Source organism: Duganella sp. S19_KUP01_CR8 (genome assembly GCF_036688705.1).
Classification (GTDB): Bacteria; Pseudomonadota; Gammaproteobacteria; order Burkholderiales; family Burkholderiaceae_D; genus Rugamonas.
Window position 1 is genome coordinate 360,920 of record NZ_JAQQPR010000002.1, and the last position, 23,870, is coordinate 384,789.

The window sequence follows — 23,870 nt, forward strand, 5'->3', positions numbered from 1 at the left end:
CCACCTTGTGTACAGTCGCTACAATGACCACATGGACCATGAAACCAATATAAAACCGGAAATACTGGTGCTGGCGGCGAGTCCGTCGGCGGCCGTGATGGCGCAGCTGGAGCACGCGTTTCATTGCCATCACTTGTGGCGCCAGCCCTGCGAGGCGCAGCCGGAATGGCTTGCGGGTGTGGCGGGGCGCATACGCGGCGTGCTGACGACAGGGGCGATCGGCATCGGGCCGGCGCTGCTGGAGCAGTTGCCGTGGCTGGAGATCGTCGCGGTGAACGGCATCGGCGTCGACGCGGTGGCGCTGGATGCGACCCGCGCGCGTGGCATTTTTGTCACCAATACTCCGGGTGTGCTGACCGAGGATGTGGCGGATCTGGCATTGACGCTGTTGCTGTCGGCGGCGCGCCGGCTGCCGGCGCTGGATCGGCATGTGCGCAGCGGCGCCTGGGAACGCGGGATGCCGCTGGCGCCGACCCGCGCGCTGCGGGGCAAGGTGTGCGGGGTGTTCGGTTTCGGCCGCATCGGCCAGGCGGTGGCGGCGCGGGCGGCGGCGTTCGGGATGCGCACGCGCTACTATCAACCGCGCCCGGTGGATGGCGTGGCGGTCAAGCGCTGCGCCTCGCTGCTGGAGCTGGCGCGGGTCAGCGACTATCTGGTGGTGTGCGCACCAGGCGGCGCGGCCACGCGGCATGCGGTGGACGCGGCGGTGTTGGCGGCGCTGGGGTCGGAGGGCACGCTGGTCAACATCGCGCGCGGATCGCTGGTGGACCAGGAGGCGCTGGTCGCCGCGCTGCGCGACGGCACTTTGGGTATGGCGGCGCTGGACGTGTTCGACAACGAGCCGCATGTGCCGGCCGAGCTGCGCGAACTGGAGAACGTGGTGCTGACGCCGCACGTGGGCAGCCTGACCGTGGAGACCCGCCACGCGATGGGCCAACTGGTGCTCGACAACCTGCTGGCCCACTTCGGCGGTCGGCCGCTGCTGACGCCAGTACCTTGATAAATCGTTTCAAAAATAACCCGGCTCTGAATGTAACTGCTTGAATATGCTATAGTTATTTAGAAAGAATCGTTTCAATAAACGTTTCAATTCTATGGCATCTTCGAGCGATATCTTGCAGATCATTCGATTGGCCCGGGTCATTTCCGGCGCCGACTTGCTGCTGCGCCTACAGAAAGCACGACCGACGCTGAGCCGCGCCACCATGATGCGGATGGTGAAAGAGCTGGGCGACCAGGTCGTCGTCCGTGGCGCTGCCCGGCGCACCAGTTATGCCGCCCGCCGCCCGTTACGCGGCAACAGCTCGCCCATCGCGTTGTATCGCATCGACCGCCAAGGGCGCGGAAAGCAGATTGCGACCCTCGACCCCATTTATCCAGCCGGCTGCGCGATGCGCTATGAGCAGCCGTTCGAATGGCCATTGGCGCAGGAGATGCGCGACGGCTGGTTTCCGGGTTTGCCCTATCCGCTGGATGATATGCGGCCACAGGGTTTCCTCGGACGGCAGTTTGCGCACCGCTACGCCGATCTGCTGCAAACCGGGGCAGACCCGCGAAGATGGCAGGAAGACGATGTACTGCATGCGCTGTCCACAATGGGGGGCGATAGCGCCGGAAACTATATCCTGGGAGAGGTAGCATATCGTCGCCACCTCGAGACGATGCAACGCGGCTATGCTGTGATCGGGGATAAAGGGTTGGGTGCGGCCTATGGCAAGCAGGCGGCCATGGCGATGGAAGCAGGCGTTGCCGGCTCTTCCGCCGGCGGCGAGTTCCCCAAATTTACCGCGTGCCGCGAGCGCAGCGAGGGCAAGACGCATGTCATCGTCAAATTCTCCGGCAACGACAGCTCGCCGGGCGCGCAGCGTTGGGCGGATCTGCTGATATGCGAACATCTGGCGCTCGAAACGCTGGCCCGCCATCTTGCGCTGCCAGCGGCACGCAGCAGTATCCTCCGTCATGAACAACGTACTTTTCTGGAAGTCGTGCGCTTTGACCGCCATGGGGAATTCGGACGTTCGCCGGTCTGCACCTGGGCCGCGCTGGACGCCGCGCTGTTCGGCATGGCGGCCGAGGCCTGGACCAAGGTGGGTGAGCGCCTCGCCATCGAGCGATACATCAACGACGATACCCGAGCGTGCATCAACCGCTTGTGGCACTTCGGCCGCTTGATCGGCAACACCGATATGCACGAGGGTAATCTGGCCTTCATCCCAGGAGCGGCAGGACAAGCGCCGCTCACGCTGGCGCCGGCCTACGATATGTTGCCGATGCTGTACGCGCCGGTGCGAGGCGTTGAGTTGCCGTTTCGTGAGTTCAAACCTGGCTTGCCGCTGCCGCAGGAGCGCGCGGACTGGTTGGCGGCAGCGGCCGCCGCCATCGAGTTCTGGCGTGCCGCCGCTGGCGACCGGCGCATCGGCGCGGCATTCCGCGCTATCTGCAAATTCAATGGCAAGGAGCTGATACGTCTTCAGGCGCTGGTGGCGTAGAGGTGGCGTGCGGCGGCGGCAGTTGCGTGTGCAGCTTGACGCAATTGCGGCCGGCGCGCTTGGCGGCGTACAGCGCTTCGTCGGCGTGGCTGTAGGCGGTTTCGAAGCTGGTGCCGGCGCGGTTCCAGCTGACGCCCACGCTGGCCGTGACCTGGCGGTCGATCGGCGCGGCGAACACCTGGTCGGCGATGGCGTCGCAGATGCTGGCGGCCACCCGCATGGCTTCCTCGATGGCGCTGGTCGGCCACACCACCGAGAATTCCTCGCCGCCGACGCGGCCGATCGCCACCATCGGCCCGAGCAGCGCCTGCAGGCAGCGCACCACGGTCTGGATCACGGCGTCGCCGGCCGGATGGCCGAAATCGTCGTTGACCCATTTGAAGTGGTCGATATCGAGCACGATCAAGGCCATGTCGCCGCGCTCCAGGCAACCGGAGGCCTGCTCGATGACGGCGGCGCGATTGAGCGCGCCGGTCAGCGGATCGTGGGTGGCGCGGTATTCCAGCTGCTGCGCCAGTTCGTGCAGCTGGCGGTTCATCTGGTTCATGTCCAGCTCCGCGCGGTCGCTGCGGCGGATCAGGCGCCGGCTCTCGCGCATCAACCGCTCGTAGTGGACGATCATTTCGGCCAGCGCCGCGCGGGCGTCGGCGCGCGGATCGGCGTGGGCCGCCCTGGCGTTGGCCAGCGCCGCGCTTTCCAGCGCAAACAGGTCGGCTTCCTGGCGGCCAGGGATGGTCATCATTAGTTGCTCACTGGGTGGTCTTGGAAATCCAGCGCGTCGAAATCGTCCTGCAGTTCCTGGCCGAATTCGAGGATGGTGTCGTCGTCCTCGTCGTGGTACCAGTTCAGGCGCACCTGGTTGCCGGCGATGGCGGCCTTGTTCAGCGCGTCGAAGAAGGAGAACAGCATCTTGGTGCTGGAGCTGTTGAAGTAGGCCAGCGAGACGTTGACGGTGATGCTGGCGTCGACGCAGCCGTCCAGGTAAGCCTGCACGCGCGCGATCAGCGGGCCGTAGAAGGCTGCCGCGTTTTCAGGATAGGACTCGCCCTTGATCGACAGGGTGTCCTGGTCGAAGCGGAAGTCGATTTCCGGCGAGGTGGGCGAGGCGCTGATGAAGAGGGGTTCCATATTTGTTCCAGTACTTATTTAAATGATCGCTTTGATGCAGAACACCGTGGTGTCCGGGTGGTGCGCTTCCTGCACGAACTCGAATTCCAGCGGCTCGCTGGCGTCGCGCGCCATGGTCAGGAAGCCCAGGCCGGCGCCCTTGCTGTCTGCCGGCGTTTCGTCGCGCAGCGCCTTCTTGTAGGCGGACTTGATCTCTTCCATCGTCATCGTGTGCAGCGGCTCAAGGCGGTTGCGGATGCGCTCGACGTTGGCGTTGTCGACCGGATTGGCGCACAGCAGGAAGAAGCTGTCGTCCTTCATGCCGATGCAGAACGAGCCGCGCCGCATCTGGTTATCGCTTTGTTCGTGCGGCGTCAGCGTGTCCGACGAGTAGTGCATGATGTTCTGCGACATTTCGACGAAGGACGAGAAGATGCGGCGGCGCGTCGGCCCGGCCGCGCCGGCCGTGTCCAGCCGCGCCTTGATGGTCTCGGAAATGGCGGCCACCACGTGCTGCGAGAAATAGCCCACGTAGAAAAAGATGATGTGGCGCTTGCGGGCCACGTCCCAGAAATCGTTGAATTCTTCGTACAGCAAAATCGGCGCTCCTATGGGCGGAAACAGAAAAAGGTCAGGTCGTCGCGGCGCGGTTGTTCGCCTTGCCAGGCCTGGTAGTCGGCCAGCATGGCGTCGCTGACGTCGTGCGCGCCGGCGCCGCGCTGGGCCAGCATCACGTCGCGCATGCGGCGCTTGCCGTAGGCGATTTCCTTGGGGCCGCCGATCTGGTCGATCAGGCCGTCCGTGGTCAGGAACAGCAGGCTGCGCTCCGGGATGGTGATGATCTTGTTGGTCCAGGCGTAGTCCAGCGGCGTGTCGACGTAGCCCACGCCCATGCGCTCGCCGTCCACCGTCTGCACCGCCTGCTGGTCCGGGTCGAGCTGGAACAGCGGCAGCTTGGCGCCGGCGAAATGCAGCTGGCGGCTGGCGTGGTCGAACCACAGGAAGGCGGCGTCCATGCCGTCGTTGGAGGCCGGCGCGCCGTGCTGGCTGTGGCGTTGGTCGACCTGGCCCAGCATGCTCTTGACGCCGCGATTGACTTCGGCGATCAGCGCGGCCGGATCGCGCGGGCCCAGTTGTTGCAAGGCCTGCGCCAACGTCGACGAGGAGATCAAGGTCATGAAGGCGCCCGGCACGCCGTGGCCGGTGCAGTCGGCGATGGCGGCGAACCAGCCGTCCGGATAGCGCGCGAAGTGATAGAAGTCGCCGCCGACCACATCGCGCGGCTGCCATTCCAGGTGGGCGTCGCCCAGCGTGTCGGCCAGCGCCAGGTCGGAGGGGCGCAGCAGCGAGCGCTGGATCACGCTGGCGTAGTCGATGCTGTGCATGATCTGGCGGTTCTTCTCGGCCTGCATATTGGCCACCACGTTCATCAGCTGCAGGCCGAAGCCGACGCCGGCCAGACCGCCGTCGCGGGTGACGATGAAGCCGTCGGCCAGCGCCTTCTCGCCCGATTCGACGGCGCGGAAGGTCAGTTCCTCGATGCTCATGGCGGCATCGACGATCAGCGGTTCCTTGTCCATGAAGGCGATGCAGCTCTTCTTGCCGTACAGCTCATGGTAGAAGGGCTTGGACATCTGCGACATGAAGATGTTGCGGCTGATGAGGCCGATAGGGCGGTCGCTTTCCAGCACCGGCAAACTCATCAGATCGCGGCGCTCGGTGAACAATTCCAGCACGCCGAAATTGCTGGTGTCGGACAGCACCGAGACCGTCTCTACGCACAGGTCGGCGGCGACGGACAGGCGAAAACGGGGCAGGTGCAAACGAGAGGCATTGAACTCCACGGCCAGTAACCTTTGGTTGACTACAGTGCCGGTAATGCTAATGGGAAATTGTTACGAGCCGATTACATCTTAACCAAAAGAAAAGTATGTTATCAGTCTGCGCATAGCGACAGCATGAAACTCAGGTGCTGGCTGATGGCGCCCCGTTCGGCGTCGAGGCGCTGGTCCCCGCCCTCGGTGGCGAACTCGTCGCGGATGGCGTTGCACTGCACCAGCGTCGCGTCCAGCGAGCGCAGCATGCCGTGCAGGCCGGCCTCGCTGTACCAGATGCGCAACAACTTGCTCAGCGCGAGCAGGGCGTCTTGTTCAGATTGCAGCAGTTCGGCTTCGGCGGCGGGGTGTTTGCTCACGATTTTCAGAGGAGGCAAGTGGTCAAAGCAGTATATACGTTTTCGCCAAAACATTGCTCTTGAAAAATATGTATTGTTTCCGAATAAACATATATGGATAAGTTGCCATGAGGTAATATCCCGGTCATATTCGGCGCGTATATTCACACTCATCTTGTGCGAACCGCACTTCTCTTACCGAAACGTCATGAAAATCCCCCAACTCAAAACCGCTGTCCGTGTGATGGCCTCGTTCGCCGCGCTGTTGTTCCTGATGGCCTGCATGTCCGGCGTGGCGCTGTGGCGCTTGCAGACCGCCAATGACACCGCCTCCAACCTGGTCAACCAGAAACTGGCCCGGCAGCAGCTGACCTCCGAGCTGCTGGGCATGACCGAACTGAATGGCCTGCGCGCCACCTCCATCGCCCGCAGCGACAGCCTGGAGGTGGGCGACATCTTCCAGGCCCAGTTGACCGCCGGCGACAAGCAGGCCACAGTGCTGGAAGCCAAACTCGCGGCGATGCCGGCGCAGGGCGCGGAAACGGAATTGCTGCGCGCCGTGGCCGGCAAGAAGGCCGCCTACCTGGTGCTGCGCGCCGAGCTGTTCAAGTTGAAGGACAGCGGCCGCACCCAGGAAGTGGGCGATCTGCTGGACAACAAGATGGCGACCGTGTTCCAGGCCTACACCGGCGCGCTGGGCAAGCTGCTGGCGTATCAGACGCAGCAGGCGAAAGCGCTGGCCGAAGAGTCGGCCAGCCAGTTCGAGGGCAGCCGCGCGATGCTGGCCGGGCTGGGCCTGGTGTCGCTGGTGCTGGGCGCGGGACTGGCGCTGGCGCTGACCCGCAGCATCGTGCGTCCGCTGACGCAGGCGGTGGCGCTGGCCGAGCAGGTGGCCGCCGGCGAGCTGCATGTCGCCATCGAGCATGGCCGCAGCGACGAGATCGGCCAGTTGTTCGATGCGCTCAGCCACATGACCGGCCGCCTGGCCGATACCGTCGGCCGCGTGCGCGACGGCGCGGTGGCGATCGACGCCGCTTCGCGCGAGATCGCCAAGGGCAATATGGATTTGTCGCGCCGCACCGAGCACCAGGCCGGCGCGCTGCAGGAGACGGCGTCGGCGATGGTGGAGCTGACTTCGGCGGTCAAGCAGAACAGCGGCAATGCGCGCCAGGCCAATCGTCTGGCGGAATCGGCGTCGGCGGTGGCGGGCAAGGGCGGCAAGGTGGTGTCCGAGGTAGTGCAGACCATGGCCAGCATTAACGCCTACGCGCACAAGATCGTCGACATCACCAGCGTGATCGACAGCATCGCCTTCCAGACCAATATCCTGGCGCTGAACGCGGCGGTGGAAGCGGCGCGCGCCGGTGAACAGGGGCGCGGTTTCGCCGTGGTGGCGTCCGAGGTGCGCAACCTGGCGCAGCGTTCGGCCAGCGCGGCCAAGGAGATCAAGCTGTTGATCAACGAGTCCGCCGAGCGCATCGCCAGCGGCAGCGAACTGGCTCAGGCGGCCGGCGCCACGATGGAGGAAATCGTGCTGAGCGTGGAGAAGGTGACCGGCATCATGTCGGCCATCAGCGCCGCCAGCGCCGAGCAGGAGCACGGCATCGAGCAGGTCACCGGCGCCATTAGCGACATGGACGATGTCACGCAGCAGAACGCCGCGCTGGTGGAAGAGGCTGCGGCCGCCGCCGACGCCATGCAGGACCAGGCGCGCGAACTGGCGCAGTTGGTGGGCTCGTTCAAGATCGATGCCGATGGCTGGAGCAAGAGCAGCGTGCGTCCATTCCCGGCCGTCGCGCCGCGCACGGCGTTGCCGGCGCCGGGTGCGCATATCATGCGTAAGGCCGCGTAAAGCCGGCCGGCCTGTAGAATGTACGTACGGCGCCCCCGTCGTTCCCGCGCAAGCGGGAATCCATACTTCGCCGGGCAGGATACTCTGCATGGATTCCCGCTTGCGCGGGAATGACGAATTCGCAGATATTCGAGCTATGACTAATTCCCGCCGCATCCTGATTCCGATTCCGCTACACGACTTCGACCCGACCGAGGTCGCGCTGAGCTGGCGCATCCTGCGCGACGCCGGCCACCAGATCGAGTTCGCCACCGTGGACGGCAGGCGCGGCCACGCCGATCCGATGATGCTCAGCGGCGAAGGCCTGGACCCGTGGGGCTGGCTGCCGGGCTTGCGCAAGCTGCGGCTGTTCGGCCTGATGCTGCGTGCCGATCATCATGGCCGCCAAGCCTACGCCGCGCTGGAGTTTGATCCGGCGTTCCTGCAACCCAAACGCTTCCAGGATTTGAACGCGCCACAGTACGACGCGCTGTTGCTGCCGGGCGGCCACGCCAAGGGCATGCGGCCCTACCTGGAAGACAAGGTCCTGCAAACCCTGGTGGCGGAGTTCTTCGATAGCGGCAAGCCAGTGGCGGCGGTCTGCCACGGCGTGCTGCTGGCCGCCCGTTCGATCTCGCCGCGCACCCAGCGTTCGGTGCTGTACGGCCGCAAGACCACGGCGCTGACGTGGAAGCTGGAACGCAGCGCCTGGGACCTGACGCGCTTCCTGGCGCGCTTCTGGGACCCCGGCTACTACCGCACCTACGGCGAAAGCAAAGGCGAACCCGCCGGCTATTGGAGTGTCGAGCAGGAGGTAAAGCGCGCGCTGGCGGCGGACGCCGATTTCGTCGACGTTCCGCCGGGCACGCCGGACTACCTGCGCAAGACGGGCGGCCTGGTGCGCGACCGCGCGGGCGACGACCGCGCAGCCTGGGTGGTGCAGGATGGGAATTATCTGTCGGCGCGCTGGCCGGGGGACGTGCACACCTTCGCGCGCCGCTACGCCGAGATGCTGGCGTAGCGGCAGCGGAAGCGTGGCTTACATCTTGTACGACGCCTGCAGCGAGATGGTGCGCGGCGCCATCGGCAGGTCGTGCGGCAGGCTCAGGCCAGGCGCCGGGCTCGGCTCGCGCACGTCGGTGTTGAAGGCGTTGCGCACCGCCAGCGCGAAGTTCCACTGGTTGCGGCCGGCGCGGGTCGCCAGCGTCAGGTCGACGGTGGTGTAGTCGGAGATCGCCGGGCGGGCGTCGCCGAAGGCGCGCATGCGGCCCGCCACCCAGTTCAGTTGCGCGCCGGCCTGGTAGCCGCTGGCGAAGGTCCAGTCGCCACGGCCGAAGGCGTGATGGCGCGGCGCATAGCCGGCGTCGGTGTGCGTGGTCTGGTCGATGGAACGCTGCCACGCGTAGTTGCCCGCCAGGCGCAGGTCGCGTGTCACGCTCCAGTTCGATTCCAGCTCGATGCCGTGGCCTTTCTGGTCGCCGGTGTTGGCGTAGGTGCCGCCGGTGCCGGGCACCGAATTGGGCACGACGCGGATGATGTTCTTCATATCGTAGCGATAGAAGGTCAGGTTGACGGTGGCGTCGGTGCGGGCCTGCCAGTTGAAGGCCATCTCGGTGGTGGCGTTGCGCTCCGGCTTCAGGTTCGGATTACCCAGCGCGACCGGATTGGTGATGCCGTAGCTTTCCACGAAAGCCGGGGCGCGGAAGGCGCGGCCGTGCAGCAGCTTGGCGGTCAGGTCGAAGCTGGCGTCCCACACCAGCGCCAGGCGCGGATTGGTGGTGCCGCCGAAGTCCGAGTAATGGTCGTGGCGCACGCCGGCGGTCAGGTTCCAGTCCTTGGCCAAGTTCCATTCGTCCTGCAGGTACAGGTAATCGATCTTGCGCCGTTGCGGACGCAGGAAGGGCGTGGTGTTGGTGGTGTCGATCACCGCCGGCAGCGGAATCGGCGTGCCATTGGCCGCGTAGTTGAAGTTGCGCCATTCATGGACACGGTACAGGTCGATGTCGTCGTGGCCGACGCCGATGCGTATGTGGTGATTGCTGAAGCCGCTGTAATCGGCATAGCCGGACAGGCGGTAGGTGCGCTCCCAGGTCTCCGGCACGCCGATCATGCCATTGGTGAAGGTGCCGGTAGGGAAGGTCGCGCCGGGCGGCAGCAACTGGTACCAGGTGTTCACTTCCTGCGAATATTGCTGCGTGCTGAGGCTGGCGCCCAGGCCCCAGTCGCGCGTGACCTGCGGATCGGCCCAGGCCAGGTTGCTGGTGATGCGTTCGCTTTGCTGGCGGCCCACCGGATCCAGCGCCGAGGCGATGCCGGCGCCGGTGCCCATGTCGTAGCGTTTCTTGTAGCCCAGGCGCGCGCGCCACTGGCCGTAGATCAGGTCGAGGTTGCCGTCGATGGCCTTGTACTGGTTGTTGAGCGGGCCGGGCGCCAGGCTGGCGTGGGTCTTGAACAGCGTGTCGTTGCGGCTCTGGGCGTCGGCGTCGAGGGTGCGGTCGTTGCCGTCGCTCTGGCCGGCGCGCACATAGGCGGCCACTTCGACCGGGCCGAGCTTGCCGCCGTGCTGCAGCCAGGCGTCGCGGCTTTTGTAGGAGCCGGTGCGGGCGCCGAGCTCGGTGCCCGGCACTTCGCCGGGGCCCTTGGTGATCAGGTTGATGACGCCGGAGAATGCGTCGGAACCATACAGCGCCGAACCCGGACCGCGGATGATCTCGATGCGGGCGATGTGTTCGAGTGGATAGCCGGCCCAGATGTTGCCCTTGTTGCCGACGTAGGCGGTGGTGATGGGCACGCCGTTTTGCAGTATCAGGATTTGCGGCGTGTAGGCGCTGACGATGCCGCGCACCACATACAGCGGCGAGTTGCTGTTGGGTGTGCGGTTGACGTGCACGCCGGGCACGCTTTCCAGCACCTGGTCCAGGTCGGTGGCGCCCATGGCGGCGATGTCGGCCGCCGTGATCACGGTGGCCACGGCCGGCGCGCGCCGCAGCGTTTGCAAGTTGCCGGTGGCGATGCTGACGCTGTCGCTGGAGCCGTAGACCAGTGCCAGTTCGTCTTCTTCCGTCACGGGATCGGCCTGGGCCATGCCGTGCGCTGCAACCAGCGGTAGGGTGAGTGCCGCGGTCAGGTACAGCCGGTGGGCGCTCAACACTTTCAAAATGCTATCTCCTGTTACGTTTTTTTTGATTCTAGCTTGCCCGTTGTTGAGCCGGGGTAAATATCAGCAGATCCTTGCAGTAACTGTTGTAGCCGTGTCTATATGTCGTCGTACCAGTTCGGCGAATTGGTCGGCCGGCACCGCGGGGCTGAGGTAGAAGCCCTGCATCATGTCGCACTCGCGGCCCTTGAGGAATGCCAGCTGGGCCTCGGTTTCCACGCCCTCGGCCACCACTTCCAGGCGCAGGCTGTGGGCCAGCGCGATGATGGCGCTGATGATGGCGGCGTCGTCGGCGTCCTGCGGCACGTCGCGCACGAAGGAGCGGTCGATCTTGATGATGTCGACCGGGAAGCGCTTCAGGTAGGACAACGAGGAATAGCCGGTGCCGAAGTCGTCGATCGACAGGCGCACGCCCAGCGAGTGCAGGCGGTGCAGCGCGGCCAGCGTGTCCTGGGCGTTTTCCATCAGCGTACTCTCGGTGATCTCCAGTTCCAGCAGCTGCGGCGGCAGGCCGGTGTCGGCCAGCACGGCTTCGACCGAGGCGGCGAAATCCTTTTGCAGCAGCTGGCGCACCGACAGGTTGACCGCCACCCGCATCGGCGGCAGGCCGGCGCAGATGAATTGCTGCAGCTGGGCGCAGGCGGTGCGCAGCACCCAGTCGCCCAATGGATTGATGAGGCCGGTTTCCTCGGCCAGCGGGATGAAGTCCACCGGCGGTATCATGCCGCGCGTCGGATGGCGCCAGCGCACCAGCGCTTCCATGCCGATGATCTTGCCGCTGTCCAGGCAGGCCTGCGGCTGGTAGAACACTTCCAGCTGGTGCTGCTGTTCCATGGCGCGGCGCAGGTCGCTCTCCAGCCGCACGTGCTCGGAGATCGAATGCTCCATCGACGCTTCGTAGAACTGGAAGCCGGTGTTGGTGCGCTTGGCGCGGTACATGGCGCTGTCGGCATGCTTGACCAGGGTGGCGACGTCGGCGCCGTCGTGCGGATACATGGCGATGCCGACGCTGGCGGTGACGAAGATGTCGTGGCCGTCGATCGGGAACGGCGCCGACAGCACGCGCACGATGTTGTGGGCGGCGGTGGCGGCGGCGGCCGGGCTGTCGAGCTCGTTGAGCACGACGGTGAATTCGTCGCCGCCCAGGCGGGCCACGGCGTCGTCGGCGCGCACGGTGTGGCGCACGCGCTGGGCGACCGCCTGCAGCAGGCGGTCGCCGACGTCATGGCCGAGGTTGTCGTTGACGTACTTGAAGCGATCCAGGTCCATGAACAGCACGGCCACCTGCTGGCTGTCGCCGGCCTGGCGCGCCTGGTCGATGCTGGCGGCAAGCAGTTCGAAGAACAGGGTGCGGTTGGGCAGGTTGGTCAGCACGTCGTTGTAGGCCAGGTGGCGGATGCGCTTCTCGGCGCGGTTGGCCTCGATGATGCGGCGCACCCGCTGCGACAGCACGGCGTAGTGGATGGGCTTGGGAATGTAGTCGCTGGCGCCGGCGGCGAAGGCGCGCTCGACCGACGAATTGTCCTGCAGCGCGGTGATCATCAGCACCGGCACGGCGCCGGCGTTGGGCAGTTCCTGCATGCGGGCGCAGGCGGTGAAGCCGTCCATCACCGGCATCATGGCGTCCATCAGGATCACGTCGGGCTGGAAGCGCGCCAGCATCGCCAGCGCCTCGGCGCCGTTGGCCGCTTCCTCGACGTGGAAGCCGTCGCGCTGCAAGGTGTGGCGCAGGGTGCTGCGGGTGCTGCGGTCGTCGTCGACCACCAGCACTTGCGGACGGTCGTCGCCGGGCAGCGGGGCCAGCGGGGTGGCGTCGCTGATCTCGGTGTGCAGGAAGGCGGCCAGCGCTTCGTAGTGGGCGCGCAAGGGCGCCAGCAACGGTGCGATCTGTTCCGGCTGCTGCTCGGCCGCGTAGTGCTCGGCTTGCTGGGCCAGCTGGGCCAGCGTCTCGGCGCCGAAGTTGCCGGACGAGCCCTTGAGCGCGTGGGCGCGGATGCGGGCGGTGGCCATGTCGCCGGCCAGTACCGCCTGTTCCAGTTCGTCCAGGCAGGCCGGCGTGTCTTCCAGGTAGGGCGTGACGGCGTGCGGCAGGGTGTCGCCCAGCACTTCGCGCAGCTTGTCGAACACGGCCTGGTCGACCGGGCAGGGGCCGCCGTATGTGCGTGTCTCGGGCGCGGCGGCCGGCGCGGCCTGGTGGGCAGGGGTGCTCAGCGGGCCGCCGTGTGGCAGCCATTTTTCCAGCTTCTGGCGCAGTTCCACCAGCGTGATCGGCTTGGCCAGGTAATCGTCCATGCCGGCTGCCAGGCATTTTTCGGCGTCGCCGACCTGGGTGTTGGCGGTCATCGCCACCAGCGGCGTGCGCCGGCCCATGGCCAGCTCGGCCAGGCGGATGTGGGCGGTGGCTTCGTAGCCGTCCATTTCCGGCATGCTGCAATCCATCAGGATCAGGTCGAAGCGCTCGCGCTGGGCGGCGCGCACCGCTTCGACGCCGTCGGCCGCGAATTCGCAGACGCAGCCGTTCATCGCCAGCATGCCGGCGGCGACCATCTGGTTGGTGCGGTTGTCTTCGGCCACCAGCACGCGGAACTGGCGCTCCGGCATAGCGACCGGGCTCAGCGTAGGCAGCGGAGCAGAGGCCGGCGTCGGCACGCCGACCGGCGGGCGCATCGGCAACGGCGGACCCGCCACCTGCTGCGGCGCCGGACGGCAGCGTATCGTGAAGTGGAAGGTGGTGCCGGTGCCGGTCACGCTGTCGACGCCGATGCGGCCGCCCAGCAGTTCGACCAGCTGCTTGCAGATGGCCAGGCCGAGGCCGGTGCCGCCGTAGCGGCGCGTGGTGCTCGGGTCCGGCTGCACATAGGCTTCGAACAGGTGGCGGCGAACCTCCTCGCTCATGCCGATGCCGGTGTCGCGCACTTCGAAGCGCAGGCCGAATTCGGCGCCGGGCGCCAGCGCCACGCCGACCATCACTTCGCCCTGGTCGGTGAACTTGACAGCGTTGCCGATCAGGTTGATGAGGATCTGGCGCAGCCGCAGCGAATCGCCGGCGATGCGCGCCGGCACGTCGGGCGCGATGGTCCAGTTCAGGGCCACGGCTTTTTGCTGCGCCGGACGGGCCACCAGTTCCAGCACCTCGGACAGCAGGGTGCCGAGGCAGAACTCGGTCTCTTCCAGCTTGAGCTTGCCCGCTTCCATCTTGGAGAAGTCGAGGATGTTGTTGATCAGCGCGATCAGCGTGCGCGACGAGTTCCAGGCGACGTCGACGAATTCCTGCTGGCGCGGCGTGAGGCGGGTTTCCTTCAGCATGTCGAGCATGCCGACCACGCCGTTGAGCGGTGTGCGCACCTCGTGGCTGACGGTGGCGGCGAACTGCGCCTTCATCTGCGCCATGTTGACGGCGGCGTCGCGCGATTCCTTCAGCTCGGCCTCGCGCTGCTCCAGCACGTTCATCATCTGGTTGAAGGCGTGCGCCATCTCGATCAGGTCGCGCGGCCCGGCGGGCGCGGCGCGCATGCCCGATTCGCCCGACTCGGCGCGGCGCATCAAGGTCGACAGCGCGTTGAGCGGGTCGATCATGTGGCGCGTCAGCAGGCGGCCCAGCACCAGCAGCACCACGGCGAACGACAACGTCAGCGCCAGGTTGCCCAGCAACAGCGACCAGGTCAGCTGCTTGAGCGTGTTCTTGGCGATCTGCACGTGGACGTAGCCCAGCAGCTGCTGCTGGTGTTCCTGCAATTCGAACGGCGAGGCTTCGCTCTGGCCGCCGTACACCGGCGCGGCGAACAGCCAGCCGTCGGCGGTTTCGCCGACCAGGCCGGCGTGCGCCGGGACCACCTTGTTCAGGTTGGCGACGTCCAGCGTGGCGCCGGCCACCACCTTGGACAGCAAGACCTTGCGCTTGGCGTCCATGATCTGCAGCGCCGCCACGTCCGGGAAGGACAGCGTGGAGTTGACCACTTCGCGGGCGTTCTCGGCCGAGTGGAACAGCAGCGCCAGCGTGCTCTGGCGCGCCAGGTTGTCGGCCACGCGCTGGCCCTGGCCGATGAAATAGTCGCGCATGCGGGCATTGGCTTCCCACGAATTCATGAGCGCCGAAAACACGGCCAGGCCGAGGATGGCGGCCGAGACGATGACCGTCAGTTGGCGCTGGAAACCGGTACGACGGAGAAAGTTACGGACTATGGAGATCATCAGGGCTGCGGGTAGACAAAGTCGAAACTGCGCTGTTGCAATGCGCCCAGGTTGAGGCCGATATGACTGGCGGTACGTAAATTGATGGCGGTCTGCAGCTCGCGCAGCGGCACCAGCGGACGGCGGCGCACATCGCCGGCGATCACGCCCAACGCCGAGGCCGCCAACGTGCGGCCCAGCTCGACGTTGTCGGGCACCATGGCGAACAGCGCGCCTTTTTTCACATGCAGCACGTTGCTGGAGAACAGCGGCACGCCGCTGTTCCACGATTCGCGCAGCACCAGCGGCAGGATGGTGCTTTCCTCGACGGTGGTGCTGTCGTGCGGCAGCCAGACGGCGTCGTGGCGGTTGTCGGCGGCGCCGATCAGCTGGGTGTACAGCTGGGCGGCGCGGGCCATGTCGCCGGCCACGTGGGCTTGCAGCTCCAGGCCTTGCGCCCTGGCGGCCTCGCGCGCCAGCTTGACCAGCCATTCGGATTTCTGCGGGTTGTAGACCACGATCACGCGCTTGAGATCGGGCAGCAGCACGCGCAGGCGCGAGAACAGCATGGCCGGATCGGGCGTCATGCTGATGCCCATGACGTTTTCGGCGTCCGACAGCAGCAGCACGCCACCGGCCAGCACGGCGATCTCACGGTCCAGTCCGGCGGTGGCGTTCAAGCCCTGGCGGCCCAGCGCGATCACCACCTTGGTGCCGTTGCGCTTGAGCGTGGCGTTCAGTTCGGCGGTATCGATTTTCGGATCGACCGGATAGCTGCGCACCTTGAGCTTGGTGCGCTCTTCGATGCCCTGGATCATGGCGATGAAGGCCGAGCGGAACGGCTCCTCGACATTCGGATAGACCACGGCGATGCTGCCCTTGCCGATCGAGGCCTGCAATTCGGGGCGGCGCAGCTGGTCTTCCAGCTGGGCCAGGGTGACGGGGCGGACGTCGGCGCGCAACGGCGCCTGCGGTGGCGGCAGCAGCGGCTCGACCGGAGCGATCAGCATGCCGCCATGGGCGGCGCTGGCGCTGACCAGCGCGATGCTCGATGGCAGCACGCCGCCGGCGGCGTGCGTCGCACCGGTGACGCTGGCGAGCAGCAGGGCGCCGGCGCGTCGCAGACGCCGCAGTTTAAATATTGTGTTTTTCATCATACTATCTTTGCTGCATCACTACCCTGGCGCCAGGAACGGCGCCGTTAAGATGCTTTCATAGTATAAGCCGAGACTTTGCAATTCGGAAATAAAATCGCCGCTGGCGACCCCAACGCTAGGGCTCGGGGAAGACCGCGTCGAAGCTCCGTTGTTGGCTGGAGACAAGATTCAGGCCGATGTGGCTGGCGGTGCGCGAGTTGAGCGCGCTGCGCACCGCCCGCAACGGCGTCACGCCGCGTTTCGGCATGTCGCCGTTCTGCATGGCCAGGGCCAGCGCGGCCAGGTCGCGGCCCAGCTGCACATTGTTCGGGTACATGCCGAACAGCACGCCTTTCTTCACATGCAGCACGCTGCTGGAAAACACCGGTAGGTTGCGGCTCCATGATTCTTTCAATACCAGCGGCAGGATGGTGGTTTCCTCGACGGTGGTGGCGTCCTGCGGCAGCCACAGCGCGTCGCGGTGGCCGTCGGCCGCGGCGAACTGGGCTTCGTAGGCGCGCGCGGCGCCGGCCAGGTCGCTCGCTTCCAGCGCCACCAGTTCCAGTCCCAGCCCCCGGGCCGCTTCGCGCGCCAGCCGGATCTGCGCCTCGTTGCTGGCCGGGTTGTAGACCACGATCACGCGGCGGATGCCGGGCAGCAGGGTCTTGAGCATGCCGAACAGCAGGGCCGGGTCGGGCGCCAGGCTGATGCCGTTGAGGCGCTCGGCGTCCGGCGCGCTGCCGACGCCGCCGACCACCACGCCCTGTGCCGGATCGAGCATGGCGGCCGCCTTCAAGCCCTGGCGGCCGAGGGCGATCACCACCTTGCCGTTCTTGAGCGTGTTGCGCAGTTCGCCCAGGTCGGTGCCGGCGCCCAGCGCGATCGCGCGCGGCTTGGCCTTGCTCTGGTCTTCGACGCCCTGGAGGATTTCGGCGAATACGGTGCGGTAGGGCTCGCCGATGTCGGGATACAGCACCGTCAACGTCTGGGCGTTGGCCGGCCCGCCGAGTAGGCTCAGCAGTAGGGTGGTTAAAAAGGCAACGACGTTGATGGTTAATCGCACAATGATAGTCGTAGCGTGTTGAGTCAGCGGAAGTGTATCCTTTGCTAACGATTTTACATCCATAGATTATTTCAATGGCGTCAGTGAGAGCGCTTCCAGTTGATGTAAACTAAGATTAATTCGCAACACTTATTTTCCATCTCAAGATGTCCGCCGCCAAAACCCCGATCCGTACCCCGCCCATGTTCAATCTTGCCTGGCCTTTGCTCGTCGAGCTGGGGCTGGCGATCGCTTCCAGCGTCATCGGCACCGGGCTGGCGTCGCGCATTTCGGACGAGGCGGGCGGCGCTTTCGCCATCGCCAGCCAGGTGTCGGCCACCCTGTTCATTCTATTCCGCATCATCGGCGCCGGGGTCAGCGTGGTGGTCACGCAGAACCTGGGCGGCGGCCAGCGCGAGGCCGCCAACCGGGTCGCCTGCGCGGTGGTGGGCGCCAGCACCTGGCTGGGCGCCGTCACCGGCCTGTTGGCCTTGCTGGGCGCGCACCGCCTGCTGCATCTGCTGAACGCCCCGGCCGAAGTGCTGCCGCTGGCGGCGCCATTGCTGCAGGCGCTGGCGCCGGCCATGCTGCTCGATGCGTGGAACGCCTCGATGGCCAGCGTGATGCGGGCCCACCTGCGCACCCGCGACACGCTGGTGGTGCTGGTGATCATGCACGTCAGCCATCTGGCGCTGGCGATACCGATGATGCACGGCTGGGGACCGATTCCGGCGCTGGGCCTGCCCGGCTACGCGTATGCGCTGGCGATCAGCCGCGCCATCGGCCTGGCGCTGCATTTGCTGATGTGGCGCGTGCACCTGGGCATCCGCGTGGCGCGCGACGACTGGTGGCGCTTGCCGCGGCGCGAACTGGGCGCGGTGCTGCATATCGGCCTGCCCGGCGCGGCCGAGAACATCGGCTGGCGGCTGGCCTTCATGGTCAGCGTGGCGACGGCGGCCGAACTGGGCGCCAAGTCGCTGGCCACGCAAGCCTACGTGTTGCAACTGATGGGCGGGGTGATGATGTTCAGCATCGCCACCGGCCTGGCGGTGGAGATCGTGGTCGGCTACCTGATCGGCGCCGGACGGCTGCGCGAGGCGCACGGCGTGGTGCGGCGTTCGTTGGCGCGCGGACTGGTGGTGTGCATCCTGATCGCCGCCTGCGCCGCGCTGCTGGGCCGCTGGCTGCTGGGCTGGTTCACGCAGGACCAGGAGATCATCGCGGCCGGCGCCACGCTGCTGTGGATCACCGTGCTGCTGGAACCGGGCCGGACCTTCAACCTGGTGGTGATCAACGCGCTGCGCGCGGCCGGCGACGCGCGCTTTCCGGTGATGGCGGGCGCCTTGTCGATGCTGTTGGTGCTGGCCGGCGGCAGCTGGCTGCTGGGCGTGGTGCTGGGCTGGGGCTTGCCCGGCGTGTGGATCGCCTACGCCGCCGACGAATGGATACGCGGCCTGATCATGTGGCGCCGCTGGCAGACCCACGCCTGGGTGCCGCACGCGCGGGCGTCGCGCAAACGTTTGCGGCCGTTGATCGTGGTCGAAGGCTAGACGGATTCGCCGAAGCGCGCCGCGATCCAGTCGATGAACACGCGCAGCCGGTTGCTCAGGTGGCGGTTGGGTGGATAGACCACATGGAACGGGTAAGGCGGCGGCTGCCAGCTTTTCAGGATCGGCACCAGCGCGCCGCTGGCGATGTGGTCGCGGGCGATGTAGTCGAAGGTCTGGATCACGCCCAGTCCTGCCAGCGCCGCCGCGAAGTGGGCGTTGCTCTCGTTGATGCCGATGGCGTGGCGCGGTCGTATCTCGAGCTTCTGCGCGGTGCGCGCGAAGGCGACCGGCGTCGCCCGGCCGGTGCGGGCCGACAGGTAATTGACCACCCGGTGATTGTGCTCCAGTTCGGACGGATGCCTGGGTGTGCCGTGCTGCTCCAGGTAGGCCGGCGCGGCGCAGGTGACCCATGCGGCCTTGCCGATCTGGCGCGCCACCAGCGACAGGTCGGTGATGGCGCCGCCGCGGATCACGCAATCGACGTTGTCGCTGATCAGGTCCACATGGCGGTCGCTGACGCCCAGGTCCAGCTGGATGCCGGGATAGCGCGCCAGGAACTCCGGCAACGCCGGCACCAGGATGCGGCTCGCCACCGAGGAACCGGTGTCCACCCGCAGATGCCCGCGCGGCGTGGCCTGCGCGGCGCCGAAGCTGCTGTCGATATCACCCAGGTCCTTGAGCAGCCGCGTGGCCTTCTCGTAGTACTGGGCGCCGTCCGCCGTGACGGCGACGTGGCGCGTGGTCCGTTGCAGCAGCTTGACGCCGAGGTGCGTCTCGAGCGACTGCACCAGCTTGGTCACCGTCGCCTTGGGCATTTGCAGCGAGTCCGCCGCCTTGGTAAAGGTGCCCGCTTCGACCACGCGGGCGAAGGTGCGCATTGCCAGTAGCTGATCCATGATTCCTCCTGTTTTCGATTATACACACAGGTGAATAAAGAATTTGTTTGTAGCTACTTTATCGAATAATGATGCGGGCTTAAAGTGTGTGCTCTCAACACAACTTCTGGAGCACATCATGAAACTGGCAGGCAAAACAGCACTTATCACCGGCGGCACCACGGGCATCGGCCTGGCAACGGCGCAGGAGTTTGCACAGCAGGGCGCGACGGTCTACATCACGGGCCGCCGCCAGCCGGAACTCGATGCGGCGGTCGAAGCCATCGGCCACGGCGCCGTCGGCGTGCGGGCCGACAGCGCGCGGCTGGAAGACCTTGACCGCGTGTATGCGGAAATCGGCCGCCGTTCCGGCCACTTGGACATCCTGTTCGCCAACGCCGGCGGCGGCGACATGCAGCCGCTGGGCGCGATTACCGAAGAACACTTCGACCGCATCTTCGGCACCAATGTGCGCGGCACGGTGTTCACGGTGCAGAAGGCCTTGCCGCTGTTGACGGATGGCGCGTCGGTGATCCTGTCCGGCTCGACGACGACGGTGCAGGGCACGGAGAACTTCAGCGTCTACAGCGCCAGCAAGGCGGCGGTGCGCAACTTCGCGCGCTCCTGGCTGCTGGACCTGAAGCCGCGCGGCATCCGCGTCAACGTTATCAGTCCCGGCCCGGTGGGCACGCCCGGCCTGTCCGGACTTGTGCCGGCCGAGCACGTGGCAGGCTTGCATAGCCACCTGGCCAGCCTGGTGCCGATGGGGCGACTGGGCGGGGCAGCGGAAATCGCCAAGGGCGTACTGTTCCTGGCTTCCTCCGACAGTAGTTTCGTCAACGGCATCGAGCTGTTTGTCGATGGTGGAATCGCCCAGATCTGATGAGGACTTTCATTGTGTAATTTGACTACATAAATTCCTGAATCAAGGAGTGATGTTGTTGACTGCATAAGTATTGACTGTTATTTTGCTACATTCTCAACCTTCCGGGAGTGTGTAATGCAACAGCTTTCTGACGTGCGCGTACTGGTCGCTGGCGGCGTCGGCATCGACACGATTGTGATGGTGCCGTCGCTGCCTCTGGCCGAGGCCGACTCTATCCACGTGCCCGCCGTGCACGATTACGTCGCCCACACCGGCAATGGCGTGGCGCTGGGCTTGCAGGCGTTGGGACATCGTGCCGTACTGCTGGATTTTATCGGCGCCGATGCGCAAGCGGAACTGGTCCATGCGCGCTACCGCGAGCGCGGCCTGGAATTCCATGGCGTCGTACACCCAAGCGGTACCCGGCGCAGCGTCAATCTGGTATCGCCGGATGGACGCCGCCTGTCGCTGTACGACGGCCGCCATCCCGACGACCTGCGCATGGAGCGCGACTTCTACCTGCCGCACATGGAACGCGCCCAGCATCTGCACCTGACCATCATGCCGTGGGCGCGCCATTGGTACGACGACGCCGCCGCCTGCGGCTTGCCGGTATCGACCGACCTGCACGACTGGGATGGCAGCAATCCCTACTATCACGATTTCGCGCGGCGCTCCGACCTGGTCTTTCTCAGCACGGCGGCCTTGCGCGGCCGGCATGAGCAGGTGATGCGGGAGATACTTGATGCGGGACGGGCGACCGTAGTGGTGGCGATGGCGGGGGCGCAGGGCAGTTACCTGCTGCGGCGCGGCGATGCCGATGTGCTGCATGTGCCTTGTGCAAAGCTGGACCTGGCCGTGCTCGACAGCAATGGCGCGGGGGACGCCTTCGTCAGCGCCTTCTTGCACGGGAAATTCCGAGGCATGGAGATTGAGGACTGCATGCGCCTGGGCGCCATCTCCGGCGCCTATGCCTGCAGCGTGCCGGGTACGGCGGAACTCAGCCTGTCGCTCGACGAGCTGGCGCGCTATCTATAAAAAAAACCCGAAAGTTGGTGTCCAATTTTCGGGCCCTTGATGCCTGCTTATTGCACCGTGAGGATCACCTTGACGGTGTCGTCGACCTGCGACTTCTCGATGTAGCCGATGGCCTGCGGATCGGCAGCCACGGCCTTCTTCACCTCGGCGCTGGAACCCAGCTCCTTCGGCGCGCTGGCCTTACCGGTGAACACCAGCTTGGACCAGATGGCCTTGACCTGGGTGGCGTCCTTGTCCAGCACTTTTTTATAGAACTCGTTGCGCAGCGGGCCGTCGGTGTGCTCGATCGGCGTGAACAGCGTCGATTTGCCGAGGAAGAACTGGGCCGCCTGCTCGCTGAACATGCGGGTGGCCGGATTCTTCGGGCTGACGATGACAACGATTTCCGCCGCGAACGCAGGGGCGATGGCCAGCCAGGCGCCGGCCGCCAGCACTACTTTTCCGATGATCGTTTTCATATGGATTCTCCTTAGAAGACGAAATCGATGGCGGCGGCGTACACGTTGACGGTGCTGCCCGCAAAGCCCGGTTTGGGATTGAGGAAGTAGCCGGCGCCGTCGCGCGTTTTGATGCGGTCCATCTGCACCTTGAACGCGGCCGATTTGTAGAAGTCCCAGCGCAGGCCGATGCCGGTGGTCGATTGCAGGCCGGACTTGATGGCGGCGTTGGTGCCGGCGGTCAGCGCGGCCAACGGGCCGGTGGTCGGCATGCCGGAGAAGTCGCGGATGCTGTCCTGCTTGACGTCGCCGTGCACGATGAAGGGCACGAACTTGCCGTAGCGGTAGCCCGCCATGATGTACCAGCTGCTGGTGTCCGGCACCAGGCGCGATTCGGTCTTGCGCTTGGCGTATTCGGCCTGGCCGATGATGTTGTTGTAGTCCATGGCAATACCGGCCGAGGTGAAGGTGCCCTTGATGTCGGTGAGCTTGACTTCATTGGCCACCGAGGTCAGGCCGACCTTGTTCAGCGTGCCCACCAGGCCGGTCAGGCTGGGGTTGTCGTAGATGCCGAAGGTGGCCTGCGAACGGCCCAGGCGGTAGGTGAACGGGCCGTTCTCGACCACCAGCTGGGTCGAGATCACCGGCTTGAATTCGACGTAGTAATTGCCGGGCGCGCGCACCTTGGCGCGGCCGATCGCCGCCTGCGCGGTCACGGTGGTGTCGCCGAAGCTGTGCTGGTAGGTGACGTCGCCGCCGTCCGCATTGTCGACGGTGACCTGGCGGTAGACTTCATTCGGCGGGCGCAGCATGGTGTTGGCGTAGCCGACGTTGCGCACGTCGGAGATCATGTACACCGGCAGGCCGATGCGGCCAAGGCGCAGCGAGAAGTCGTCGTTGACCTTGAACTTGGCGAAGGCCCATGCCAGCTCGGCGCCGAATTGATCGTTGTTGCCGTTCTTGCGCACCAGGCCCTGGGCGGTGAAGGAGATGGCGTCGCTCCACTTGGCGGTGACCTGGATGCCCAGGTTGGAATCGACGCCGGGGCGGGCATCCTTGCCGACGCCGGAAGCCTGGTTGACGCGGTTGAATTCTGCCTGGTCGGAATTGGTCATGGTCAGGGCGCCGGTGCCGAATCCGCTGACGGTGATCGGCATGCCTTCTTGCGCATGGGCAGTGGCTGCCAGGGCACTCAGGACTGCTAAAGTTGTCAATGCAAGCTTGGGTTGTTTCATCGTGTACCCCTCCGTAGGTTGGTGGCGACTGTCGTTGTGATGTTGTGCGCCTTATTTAGTGTGGACCGGGGGAGGGGAAAGGTGGGTGTTTTTATGGCAAAATGTCACAATTTCGTTGTTCGCGGGCAACGAATTGCATAATGGAAGCGGTATCACATGATGCAAACGGCAAGCTTGTTTAAAGGATGTGCTTGATGTGGCGCGGTTTTGAAGCTGCCGGCGGCGCCTGTTGTCCTGAACATGCAAGACACAATTGACGCCGGCCGCCGCCGCGTTACAGCGCCGGTATTTTGCGGAAACCGACGCCCAGGCGGTTCCATGAGTTGATGGTATTGATCGCCAAAGTCAGGTCCACTTGTTCCTTGGGCGTGAACTGGGATTGCAGCCGCTCGTAGTCGGCGTCCGGCGCGTGGGTGATGGAGAGCTGGGTCAGCGCCTCGGTCCACGCCAGCGCGGCCTGTTCGCGTTCGGTGAAGAATGGCGTCTCGCGCCAGGCCGCCACGCCGTGCATGCGGCGGTCGGTTTCGCCGGCCTTGCGGGCGTCGGTGGTGTGCATGTCGATGCAGAAGGCGCAGCCGTTGATCTGCGAGGCGCGCAGTTTCACCAGCTCCAGCAGCGGCGCCTCCAGGCCCAGTTTGTTGACCGCGACTTCCAGCGCGATCATGGCTTTCATCGCGTCCGGCGAGGCGGTGTAGAAATCGGTACGTGCGTTCATGATGGGGTCCTTCTGAGTGGTTGGTAAGTGCGTCCATTCTAGGAGGCCAA

20 protein-coding genes are annotated in these 23,870 nt (G+C 65.6%); 7 read left to right on the forward strand and 13 right to left on the reverse strand.

Annotated features, from left to right (window positions below):
* Positions 1–31: 31 nt before the first annotated feature.
* Together V6M89_RS03435 and yjjJ are read left to right on the forward strand one after the other, a co-directional pair.
* Positions 32–1,000 carry a 2-hydroxyacid dehydrogenase gene (locus V6M89_RS03435; protein ID WP_332851838.1) on the forward strand — a complete coding sequence of 323 codons (969 nt, stop codon included), beginning with the start codon at positions 32–34 and terminating at the stop codon, positions 998–1,000.
* Positions 1,001–1,115: 115 nt separating this feature from the next.
* On the forward strand, positions 1,116–2,489 hold the full coding sequence (gene yjjJ / locus V6M89_RS03440) for a type II toxin-antitoxin system HipA family toxin YjjJ (RefSeq protein WP_332851839.1): 1,374 nt from the start codon (positions 1,116–1,118) through the stop codon (positions 2,487–2,489).
* Here yjjJ and V6M89_RS03445 read toward each other — a convergent pair.
* The 5 genes from V6M89_RS03445 to V6M89_RS03465 all read right to left on the reverse strand — a co-directional run bounded on the left by V6M89_RS03445 (position 2,446) and on the right by V6M89_RS03465 (position 5,790).
* Entirely contained in the window at positions 2,446–3,231 is a 786-nt protein-coding gene (locus tag V6M89_RS03445) for a GGDEF domain-containing protein (protein ID WP_332851840.1), read from the reverse strand. The genes yjjJ and V6M89_RS03445 overlap by 44 nt on opposite strands.
* Positions 3,231–3,617 (reverse strand): DUF1987 domain-containing protein, encoded by a 387-nt coding sequence (locus V6M89_RS03450; protein WP_332851841.1) that lies wholly within the window; start codon positions 3,615–3,617, stop codon positions 3,231–3,233. Before V6M89_RS03450 ends, V6M89_RS03445 begins: the two co-directional genes overlap by 1 nt.
* Positions 3,618–3,635: 18 nt before the next feature.
* Positions 3,636–4,193, reverse strand: a complete 558-nt coding sequence (locus tag V6M89_RS03455; RefSeq protein ID WP_332851842.1) for a SiaB family protein kinase — start codon at positions 4,191–4,193, stop codon at positions 3,636–3,638.
* An 11-nt stretch (positions 4,194–4,204) separates the two neighbouring features.
* Positions 4,205–5,419: a SpoIIE family protein phosphatase gene (locus V6M89_RS03460; RefSeq protein ID WP_332851843.1), complete on the reverse strand. Its 1,215-nt coding sequence runs from the start codon at positions 5,417–5,419 to the stop codon at positions 4,205–4,207.
* Positions 5,420–5,532: 113 nt separating this feature from the next.
* Positions 5,533–5,790, reverse strand: a complete 258-nt coding sequence (locus V6M89_RS03465; RefSeq protein WP_332851844.1) for a hypothetical protein — start codon at positions 5,788–5,790, stop codon at positions 5,533–5,535.
* Between the two features lie 187 nt (positions 5,791–5,977).
* Here V6M89_RS03465 and V6M89_RS03470 point away from each other — a divergent pair, with 187 nt between their 5' ends.
* Together V6M89_RS03470 and V6M89_RS03475 are read left to right on the forward strand one after the other, a co-directional pair.
* Complete coding sequence (locus tag V6M89_RS03470) at positions 5,978–7,621, forward strand: methyl-accepting chemotaxis protein (protein ID WP_332851845.1); 1,644 nt, start codon at positions 5,978–5,980, stop codon at positions 7,619–7,621.
* 136 nt (positions 7,622–7,757) lie between these two features.
* A complete protein-coding gene (locus tag V6M89_RS03475; protein WP_332851846.1) occupies positions 7,758–8,621 on the forward strand; it encodes a type 1 glutamine amidotransferase domain-containing protein in 864 nt (287 codons plus the stop codon).
* An 18-nt stretch (positions 8,622–8,639) separates the two neighbouring features.
* Here V6M89_RS03475 and V6M89_RS03480 read toward each other — a convergent pair whose 3' ends face one another.
* From V6M89_RS03480 to V6M89_RS03495, 4 genes are all read right to left on the reverse strand, one after another.
* Positions 8,640–10,751 (reverse strand): TonB-dependent receptor plug domain-containing protein, encoded by a 2,112-nt coding sequence (locus V6M89_RS03480; RefSeq protein ID WP_332851901.1) that lies wholly within the window; start codon positions 10,749–10,751, stop codon positions 8,640–8,642.
* Positions 10,752–10,820: 69 nt separating this feature from the next.
* On the reverse strand, positions 10,821–14,948 hold the full coding sequence (locus V6M89_RS03485; protein WP_332851847.1) for an EAL domain-containing protein: 4,128 nt from the start codon (positions 14,946–14,948) through the stop codon (positions 10,821–10,823).
* Entirely contained in the window at positions 14,948–16,084 is a 1,137-nt protein-coding gene (locus V6M89_RS03490; protein ID WP_332851848.1) for an ABC transporter substrate-binding protein, read from the reverse strand. Before V6M89_RS03490 ends, V6M89_RS03485 begins: the two co-directional genes overlap by 1 nt.
* A gap of 115 nt (positions 16,085–16,199) precedes the next feature.
* Positions 16,200–17,126 carry an ABC transporter substrate-binding protein gene (locus V6M89_RS03495; RefSeq protein ID WP_332851849.1) on the reverse strand — a complete coding sequence of 309 codons (927 nt, stop codon included), beginning with the start codon at positions 17,124–17,126 and terminating at the stop codon, positions 16,200–16,202.
* 146 nt (positions 17,127–17,272) lie between these two features.
* Between V6M89_RS03495 and V6M89_RS03500 the strand changes: the two genes are divergently transcribed.
* Complete coding sequence (locus V6M89_RS03500) at positions 17,273–18,655, forward strand: MATE family efflux transporter (RefSeq protein ID WP_332851850.1); 1,383 nt, start codon at positions 17,273–17,275, stop codon at positions 18,653–18,655.
* Here V6M89_RS03500 and V6M89_RS03505 read toward each other — a convergent pair.
* Positions 18,652–19,551 carry a LysR family transcriptional regulator gene (locus V6M89_RS03505; RefSeq protein WP_332851851.1) on the reverse strand — a complete coding sequence of 300 codons (900 nt, stop codon included), beginning with the start codon at positions 19,549–19,551 and terminating at the stop codon, positions 18,652–18,654. The genes V6M89_RS03500 and V6M89_RS03505 overlap by 4 nt on opposite strands.
* A gap of 118 nt (positions 19,552–19,669) precedes the next feature.
* Here V6M89_RS03505 and V6M89_RS03510 point away from each other — a divergent pair, with 118 nt between their 5' ends.
* Together V6M89_RS03510 and V6M89_RS03515 are read left to right on the forward strand one after the other, a co-directional pair.
* Positions 19,670–20,413 (forward strand): SDR family oxidoreductase, encoded by a 744-nt coding sequence (locus V6M89_RS03510; RefSeq protein WP_332851852.1) that lies wholly within the window; start codon positions 19,670–19,672, stop codon positions 20,411–20,413.
* A gap of 117 nt (positions 20,414–20,530) precedes the next feature.
* Positions 20,531–21,433 carry a carbohydrate kinase family protein gene (locus V6M89_RS03515; protein ID WP_332851853.1) on the forward strand — a complete coding sequence of 301 codons (903 nt, stop codon included), beginning with the start codon at positions 20,531–20,533 and terminating at the stop codon, positions 21,431–21,433.
* A gap of 47 nt (positions 21,434–21,480) precedes the next feature.
* Here the strand turns inward: V6M89_RS03515 and V6M89_RS03520 are convergent, their stop codons facing one another.
* The 3 genes from V6M89_RS03520 to V6M89_RS03530 form a co-directional block, all read right to left on the reverse strand.
* Entirely contained in the window at positions 21,481–21,891 is a 411-nt protein-coding gene (locus tag V6M89_RS03520; protein ID WP_332851854.1) for a hypothetical protein, read from the reverse strand.
* An 11-nt stretch (positions 21,892–21,902) separates the two neighbouring features.
* Positions 21,903–23,027 (reverse strand): hypothetical protein, encoded by a 1,125-nt coding sequence (locus tag V6M89_RS03525; protein ID WP_332851855.1) that lies wholly within the window; start codon positions 23,025–23,027, stop codon positions 21,903–21,905.
* A gap of 352 nt (positions 23,028–23,379) precedes the next feature.
* Entirely contained in the window at positions 23,380–23,820 is a 441-nt protein-coding gene (locus tag V6M89_RS03530) for a carboxymuconolactone decarboxylase family protein (RefSeq protein ID WP_332851856.1), read from the reverse strand.
* Positions 23,821–23,870 lie beyond the last annotated feature (50 nt).

Bases quoted from the DNA above. Each gene is read 5' to 3' on its own strand.
- V6M89_RS03520 (WP_332851854.1), bottom strand. From the start codon at position 21,891: ATGAAAACGATCATCGGAAAAGTAGTGCTGGCGGCCGGCGCCTGGCTG.
- V6M89_RS03505 (WP_332851851.1), bottom strand. From the start codon at position 19,551: ATGGATCAGCTACTGGCAATGCGCACCTTCGCCCGCGTGGTCGAAGCG.
- V6M89_RS03500 (WP_332851850.1), top strand. From the start codon at position 17,273: ATGTCCGCCGCCAAAACCCCGATCCGTACCCCGCCCATGTTCAATCTT.
- V6M89_RS03530 (WP_332851856.1), bottom strand. From the start codon at position 23,820: ATGAACGCACGTACCGATTTCTACACCGCCTCGCCGGACGCGATGAAA.
- V6M89_RS03525 (WP_332851855.1), bottom strand. From the start codon at position 23,027: ATGCCGATCACCGTCAGCGGATTCGGCACCGGCGCCCTGACCATGACC.
- V6M89_RS03485 (WP_332851847.1), bottom strand. From the start codon at position 14,948: ATGATCTCCATAGTCCGTAACTTTCTCCGTCGTACCGGTTTCCAGCGC.
- V6M89_RS03475 (WP_332851846.1), top strand. From the start codon at position 7,758: ATGACTAATTCCCGCCGCATCCTGATTCCGATTCCGCTACACGACTTC.
- V6M89_RS03450 (WP_332851841.1), bottom strand. From the start codon at position 3,617: ATGGAACCCCTCTTCATCAGCGCCTCGCCCACCTCGCCGGAAATCGAC.
- V6M89_RS03470 (WP_332851845.1), top strand. From the start codon at position 5,978: ATGAAAATCCCCCAACTCAAAACCGCTGTCCGTGTGATGGCCTCGTTC.
- V6M89_RS03490 (WP_332851848.1), bottom strand. From the start codon at position 16,084: ATGATGAAAAACACAATATTTAAACTGCGGCGTCTGCGACGCGCCGGC.
- V6M89_RS03445 (WP_332851840.1), bottom strand. From the start codon at position 3,231: ATGATGACCATCCCTGGCCGCCAGGAAGCCGACCTGTTTGCGCTGGAA.
- V6M89_RS03510 (WP_332851852.1), top strand. From the start codon at position 19,670: ATGAAACTGGCAGGCAAAACAGCACTTATCACCGGCGGCACCACGGGC.
- V6M89_RS03435 (WP_332851838.1), top strand. From the start codon at position 32: ATGGACCATGAAACCAATATAAAACCGGAAATACTGGTGCTGGCGGCG.
- V6M89_RS03515 (WP_332851853.1), top strand. From the start codon at position 20,531: ATGCAACAGCTTTCTGACGTGCGCGTACTGGTCGCTGGCGGCGTCGGC.